General features: G+C 73.4%; 3 protein-coding genes. 2 read left to right on the top strand and 1 reads right to left on the bottom strand.

The features are described from left to right. Positions 1–4,756 (top strand): ATP-binding protein (locus EEJ42_RS27920; RefSeq protein ID WP_148082042.1); only part of this gene is annotated, 4,756 nt, incomplete at its 5' end. A gap of 59 nt (positions 4,757–4,815) precedes the next feature. On the opposite strand, the gene EEJ42_RS27915 is transcribed toward EEJ42_RS27920, so the two are convergent. Next, positions 4,816–5,574 carry an MFS transporter gene (locus tag EEJ42_RS27915; protein ID WP_246097434.1) on the bottom strand — a complete coding sequence of 253 codons (759 nt, stop codon included), beginning with the start codon at positions 5,572–5,574 and terminating at the stop codon, positions 4,816–4,818. 412 nt (positions 5,575–5,986) lie between these two features. Between EEJ42_RS27915 and EEJ42_RS27910 the strand changes: the two genes are divergently transcribed. After that, positions 5,987–7,477 carry an amino acid permease gene (locus EEJ42_RS27910; RefSeq protein WP_123104160.1) on the top strand — a complete coding sequence of 497 codons (1,491 nt, stop codon included), beginning with the start codon at positions 5,987–5,989 and terminating at the stop codon, positions 7,475–7,477. The last annotated feature ends 2 nt before the right edge of the window (positions 7,478–7,479 follow it).

Raw genomic sequence — 7,479 nt, 5'->3', positions numbered from 1 at the left:
GCTGGAGCTGGCCCGCGCGCTGCGCCCGCTCAAGCGGCGGGTCCGGGCCCCCGGGCGGCGCATCCTGGACGAGCCGCTGACCGCCGACCGCTCCGCCCGCGCCCGCCGCCCGGTCCCCGCCCTGCGCCACGCCAGCGAACGGTGGCTGGAGCTGGCGCTGGTGGTGGACGACAGCGTGTCGATGTCGGTGTGGCGCCGTACCGTGGACGACTTCCGCGAACTCGTCGAGGGACACGGCGCCTTCCGGGACGTCCGCGTGTGGCGGTTCGACGCCGACGACCCCGCCCTCGTCCTCCGCTACGGCACCGCCGGTGAGGACCGCGCCGACCCGGCCGCGGAGGGCCGTAACCCCGCCGAGCTGCACGACCCCTCCGGCCGACGGCTGATCCTCGTCCTCACCGACGGGGTCGGCGCGCTGTGGGGCACCCCCGCCATGACCGCGACCGTACGGGAATGGGCGCGCCGGTCGCCGCTGGCCTTCGTGCAGATGCTGCCGCCCGACTTATGGCACCGCACCTGGCTGCCCCCGGTGCGCGCCGCCCTGCGTGCCACCGGCCCCGCCCGGCTGACCGTACGCCCCGTCGGCCCCGTCGGCCCCTCAGCGGGCTCCGCGGGTGCCACCGACCTGGCGCCGCTGGTCACCCTCGACCCCGAGTGGCTGCGCCCCTGGGCCCAGGCACTGTCCGGCAGCCGTACCACCTGGCGGCCCGGCACGGCCGTCGACCTCGGCCGGGAGCCCTGGCACGGCCGCCCCGAGGCCGCCGCCGACGCGGCGGGCCGCCTCCCGGACCACACCGCGGCCCCGGAACTGGTCGAGGAGTTCCGCACCTGGGCCACGCCGGGCGCGCTGAACCTGGCGTTCCTGCTGTCCGCCGCCCCGCTCACCCTGCCGCTGATGCGCTGGCTCCAGCAGCACCTGCTGCCCGCCACCGGCCCGGCCCACCTCGCCGAGGTGTTCCTCTCCGACCTGCTGGTGCGCACCACGGACCGTCGCCGCGGGGAGGACCCGGACCAGGTGGTGTACGCGTTCCGCGACGGCGTACGCGACGAACTGGCCGCCGGGCTCACCCGCACCCGCGCCTACCAGGTGCTCACCACCCTCATCCGGGCCCCCGAGGCGCTCGCCGCGCCCTTCGGCGGCTCCCTCGACTTCCGGGTGCTGGCCGCCGACCCCACGGGCCCGCTCGCACTGACCGGCGGCCGCGCGTTCGCCAGCGTGGCCGCGTCGGTGCTGGGTGGTCTGGGCGGCGAACTCGCCCCGTACGCCGAGGCGATCCACGCGGCGCTGCGCGGCCGCCACCCGGCCGGGGGCGGGGGAGCGGTCGAGGGAACCGTGTGCGTGGAGTGCGCCCGGGTGGGCGGCCGCGACGTGGTCGTGACGACGTCCGGCAGCGAGCTGTGGCTCTGGGACGTGGCCACCGGCCACGGCAGGCTCGCCACCCACCGGGGTTCCTTGGGCATCACCGCCCTCGCCTGCGCCACCACGGCCTCCGGCCGCAGCCTCGCCGTGACGCTGTCCATCGACGGCACGCTCGCCGCCACCGACCTCGGCGCCGCCGTGGCCGAGGCGCCCGACCTGCGGGTGGACGTCTGGCGGCGCGATGTCCGGCCGGGCGGCACCGCGCACCCGCCGGTGCTGGCCTGTCACGACGTCATGGGCCAGCGGGTCGTGGCGGTCCTCGGCCCGGACGGGATCAACCTGTTGGACCTCGACAGCGGCGCCACCTTCCTGCCCACCGTCCCGGTGACCGAGCGCGTGAGCGCGCTGGCGCTGCTGACCGACGGCGGCCGGTCCCAGCTGTTCACCGGCGACACCGAAGGCGTCGTCCGCGGCCGGGTCCTGGAGTCCGCCGAAGTGGCCGTCGGCGGCGCGGCCCCCGCCGGGGTTCCCCGGCGGGCGGGGCGGCCCTTCCTGCTCAGCTTCGGCTTCGGCGCCGCCGCCGACCCCTCGCTGGAACCCGCCTGCCACCAACTCGCCCGGGCATTCGAGGAGTTCCGCTGCCGGACCCGGGTCGCCATGGACGTCTCGGCACGGGAGTTCCGGCGTACGGTCGAGGAGACCGCGGCCGTACTCGGCGACGCGGACGCCCTGATCGTCCATGTGGCGGGCCAGTCGGCGGACAGCGAGACGCTGTTCAGGACACTGCCCGCCGAAGCGTCGCAGGGGCGGCGCCTGATGATCGTGGACGACTGCCCGGCCGTGCAGAGCGCCGTCGTCCCGGTCTTCGGCTTCGAGGCCGTCCTCATGTCCGGGCCGCCCGAGCGGGCCCCCGCCTGGGACCTCACCCTCGCGCTCGCCGAGGCGCTGCGCCACATCGCGGCCGGGGCGGGACGGCACTCCCGCTACGAGCAGTTCATCTCCTTCGGGGACGTGCTGGCCCTCGCCCACGAACTGACCGAAGGCCGCACCTCGAACAGCGTCGTGCTGTCGCTGCGGGACAACGACGACTTCCTGCCCAACCCCCACTACGCCCCGCCCCTGTCCCCCCTCCTCGACCAGGACCCGGCGGAGCCACCCGAGACACCGGCCTTCCGGCAACTGGCGCAGTGGATCGACCACCCGTCCGCGGGCGGGCTGGCCCTGGTCACCGGCGAGCCCTGGAGCGGCAAGACGACCCTGCTGGCCGCGCTGGCCACGCGGATGCGGCGCCGCCCCGGCCGCCCCACCCCGCTGGCCGTCTCCGCCCGTGGCCGCGACGAGACGGAGCTGGCGCGGGTCCTCGGGCAAGAGATCACCGTGCCCGGAGAACGGGTTCCGGGCACGCCCGACCAACTGATCGCACGGCTCCGGCTCCTCACGACCCCGCCCGTCATCGTGATCGACGCCCTGGACGAGGCGCGGTACCCCGAGACCGTCGTGGCCGGACTGCTGCGCCCGCTCCTCGCATCCGGGAGCTGCCGACTGGTGGTCGCCACCCGCCCGGGCCGTCCCATGGACCGGCTGCTGCGCAGCGTTGCCCAGTACACCCGCATCACGCTCACCGCTTCCCCCGACCTTCAGCACCGCACCCTGCGCGAGATGTGCGACCGCGCGTTGTCGACCGCCCCCGCCTACCGCGCCGCCTCCGCCGCCCCCGTACGCGAGGCGTTCGGTGAGGCCGCCGCCACGGCGCTCGTCGAACGGAGCCCCGTCGCCGAACAGGTCCTCATCGCCCGCGCCTACACCGGCTTCATCGCCTCCCGCGGCGACGCCCTGGAGGACCCCGAGGAGGCGCGCTGGGCGGGTTCCGGTGTGCCCCGCACCAGCGCCGACGTCGTGGCCCTGCTGCTCGCGGACGCCCGTAACCCCTGGACCGTGCCGGTCCTCACCACGCTGGCGGCGGCCGGGGACGAGGCGCTGACGGACATCGAGATCCAGCGGCGCTGCGGACCGCTCTCGCTGTACGAGGTACGGGAGGCCCTGGCCCCCGTACGCGGGCTGCTCGAATCCGTCACCGACGCCCGGAGCCGGACGCTCTACCGCCTGGCGGCCCCGTCCGTCGCGGCGCAGATTCGGCAGGTGCAGGGCATCGGCCCGGCGTGCGAGCCGCCGCCCCGGCGGCTGTGGTCGGAGCCGGTCACCCTGGGGTCCTGCCCGGGCCCGGTGGCGGCGATGGCCGCCGAGGCCGGGCGTGGACCGGCGCTCTACTTCATGGGATCGGGCACCCCGCTGCTGATGCGCGCCTCCGTGGCCCCGGGCGAAGTGCCCCGGACGGTGCCCGTCGCGCAGGGGCCGTCCCAGCCCCTTCCGCAGCTGCGGTTCGTCGACTGGCGAGGCCAACGGGCGCTGATGCGCAGCTCCCGGCAGCACTGCACCGTGTGGCCGCTGACCGGTTCGGCGCACCTGGAAATCCGCATGCCCGAAGGCCTGGGCCCCATCGAGGCGTTCACCGCCACCACGAGCGCCGACGGGCGCCCGCTCGCGGTCGCGGTGAACGAGAAGGGCGCCCCCCGGGCCTGGCATCTGGACGACCGCACCCCTGCCGGTGAGCCGTTCACCGCCGTCCCCCGGGTGCTGGGCGTCCATGGTTTCGGCCACGGTCAGCACAGCGCCACGGAGCTGTCGCGCCAATGGCTCCTGGCCCTGCGCGACGGCGTGGAGCGGGTCGGCCACACCGGGCCCCCGACCCCCTTCGACATACACATCGCCCACTACGGCGGCACCTTGCGCACCACGGCCGAGAAAATCGATAGCGGGAATGGCGGCAACGGCGGCAACGGCCGCGGACGGCTCCGCCGCCTCGCGGACGCCCTCACCCGGGCCATCGCCATGCCGAACACCCTGCTGCCCGGCATGGGGAGGGAGCTGTCCACCTACCTGAACGACCCCGCGCAGCGGGCCCAGGCACGCCACATCGTCGCCGAGGCCATCGCCGCCCGGCTGCCGGACGTGGTCATCGCCCACTCCCTGGGCGGCCTGGTCGCCTACGAGGCGCTCTGGGAACGGCCGGACCTCCCGGTGGACCTGCTGGTGACCCTGGGCGCCCCGCTCGGCCTGGACCTGGTCTTCAACCGACTGGAACCCGCCCCCGTCGACGGCCGGGGCCACCGCCCCCCGGGCGTACGGCGCTGGGTGAACCTCGCGGGCACCGACGATCCGCTGGCCGTTCCGCGCGATCTGACGGAGCGCTTCGAGGGGGTCTCGGTGAACATCCAGTGCGCCGGACTGGGGCTGGACACCGTCCGCACCCAGGGCTACGGCTATCTGCACAGCGTCGAGCTGGCCACCGTGCTCTCCCAGCACCTGGGCGGCGGTGACCGCGGCCGGGATACGTAGGATGAGATAAATAGTGTGCCAAGCGGCCCATGCCCCCAAGGGCCGGAGCGCGCCTCCCCTCAGCCCGATGGGTCGACGGCGCCCATACGACCGGTGCTGTCCGGCACGGGCACTGGCCCCGCCTCGTACGCGGGCGGCAGATCGCGGCGCCGCCGCATCGGGCCGAGCGCGAGGGTCAGCCAGCAGGACGCCACCGCCCCCGTCATGATCCACATGGTGGGGCGCAGCCCGAGGGCGTCGCCGAGGAGTCCGCCGAGCAGCGAACCGAGCGGAATGGTGCTGTGGTTGAGCATCATCGTCGTCGCGACCACCCGGCCCAGCAGCTCGGGCGGGCAGTAGCGCTGCCGGAAGCTGCCCACCACCACGTTGCACACCGCGACGCCCGTCCCCACCATGAACGCGCCGACCGCGAAGAGCAGCAGCCCGGCGCCGGGCGTGGCCAGCGGCATCAGCAGCGCGAACGGGCTGGTGGCCGCCTGGAGGACGAGCATCCCGCGGGCGGATCCGAAGCGGCGGCCGGTGGCCGTGGCCATCAGGGCGCCGAGGATGCCGCCGAGGCTGCCCGTCATGATCAGGACACCGACCGTCGCCTCGGACACTCCCACCGTGCGGACCAGGAACACGATCTGCACCGCCTGGTATCCCATCAGCGCCATGTTGAGCACGGCCCCGTACGTCACCATCGGCCGCAGATAGGGGTCATGGCGGACGAAGCGCAGTCCCTCGCCGATGCGTCGGCGCAGGGTGGCCGTCGCGTCGGGGGCCGACGGAGCGGGCTCCCGGACCCGGATCATCAGCAGGCACACCGCCGAGACCACGAAGGTCAGTCCCGTTGTCGCAGGACCCCGGGGCGCCGTCCGGCTCCCCGGGAATCATTCGTCGTGTCCATGCCCTCTTGATACGGGGCCGGGCGGGGCCCGTCATCCGAATTCCCACCGTGGTGGCTGTGCCGCCCTGCGTGAACACGGCCTCGCTTTATTACATCTGTATGAAACCGGGGGGCTCGATGCGTGACGTCTGTCGATGGCCGGGGTCTGGCGGGACACCTAGATTCCACTGAACCGCAACCCGCCCCACACCTGCCTTCACCGGGCTTCGGTCCTGCTCGGGGCCCCTTTTCGTGTCACCGATCGGGGACACGGCTCACTGCCGGTGACGCCTTCCGTGCGCCCCCCACAGGGTGCGTCCGTGCGTGCCGGCTCCCGCCGTCATCAGAGACGAGGAACGATCATGAGCGCCCAGAAGCCGATCACCACGGACGCCCGCGCCCCCGGTGGCGCCGAGTCGCCGCCCGGGGTGTCCCCGCCCGGTGCCGCGGGGGGCACCGGCTCCGGTAACGACGACGGCCTGAAGGCCGGGCTGAAGAACCGCCATCTGTCCATGATCGCCATCGGTGGCGTGATCGGGGCCGGGCTGTTCGTCGGCTCCGGTGCGGGGATCGCCGCGGCGGGGCCCGCCATTCTGCTCTCGTACGCCCTGGTGGGCACCCTGGTCGTGCTGGTGATGCGGATGCTCGGCGAGATGGCCGCCGCCGATCCGGTCTCCGGTTCGTTCTCGTCGTACGCGGACCGGGCGCTCGGCCGCTGGGCGGGGTTCACGATCGGTTGGCTGTACTGGTTCTTCTGGGTCGTGGTGCTGGCGGTGGAGGCCACCGCGGGCGCCGACATCCTCACCGGATGGATACCCGCGGTGCCCCAGTGGGGCTGGGCCCTCATCGTCATGGTGGTGCTGACCGCGACGAACCTGTTCTCGGTGGGCTCCTACGGGGAGTTCGAGTTCTGGTTCGCGGGGATCAAGGTGGTCGCGATCGCCGCGTTCATCGTGATCGGCGGGCTGGCGATGTTCGGTCTGCTGCCGGGTGCCTCCGACGGCGCGATCGGCACCGCGAATCTGACCGGTCATGGCGGCTTCCTGCCGAACGGCCCCGGTGCCGTGCTCACCGGGGTGCTGATGGTCGTGTTCTCCTTCATGGGCAGTGAGATCGTCACGCTCGCGGCGGGGGAGTCCGCCAATCCGCGCAAGGCCGTCGCCCGCGCCACCAACAGTGTGATCTGGCGGATCGCGGTCTTCTACCTCGGTTCGATCCTCATCGTGGTGACCCTGCTGCCGTGGAACTCCCCCGAGGTGAAGAAGAGCCCGTACGTGGCGGTGCTGGACCACATCGGCATCGCCCACGCCGGTCAGGTGATGGACGTGGTCGTGCTGACCGCCGTGCTCTCCTGTCTCAACTCCGGCCTGTACACGGCCTCCCGGATGGCGTTCTCGCTCGGCGGCCGCGGGGACGCGCCGAAGAGCTTCAGCCGCACCACCGAGCGCGGCGTGCCGGCCACGGCGATCCTCGCCTCGGTCGTCTTCGGTTTCGTCGCGGTGTTCTTCAACTACGCCTACCCCGACACGGTGTTCCAGTTCCTGCTGAACTCCTCGGGTGCGGTGGCGCTCTTCGTCTGGCTGGTGATCTGTTTCTCCCAGCTGCGGATGCGCAGGATCCTGGAGCGCGAGTCGCCGGAGCGGCTGACGGTGAAGATGTGGGCGTACCCGTATCTGACCTGGGTCACCATCGGCATGATCGTCTTCGTGGTGGGCTACATGTTCACCGATGCCACCGGCCGTGAGCAGATGGTTCTGTCGCTGCTCGCCGCGGCCGTGGTGCTCGCTGTCGCCCTGGTGCGCGAGGTGCGGCGGAAGCGGTCGCCCGAGGCGCTGGAAAAGGAACTGACGTAGCC

Origin of the sequence: Streptomyces botrytidirepellens (assembly GCF_003721215.1) — a bacterium.
In the GTDB taxonomy this organism is placed as follows: Bacteria; Actinomycetota; Actinomycetes; order Streptomycetales; family Streptomycetaceae; genus Streptomyces; species Streptomyces himastatinicus.
The sequence above is the reverse complement of the archived record's forward strand: the minus strand, read 5'-3'. Positions and strand labels throughout refer to the sequence as shown.

Coding starts and splice junctions, on each gene's coding strand:
- EEJ42_RS27910 (WP_123104160.1), top strand. CDS start 5,987: ATGAGCGCCCAGAAGCCGATCACCACGGACGCCCGCGCCCCCGGTGGC.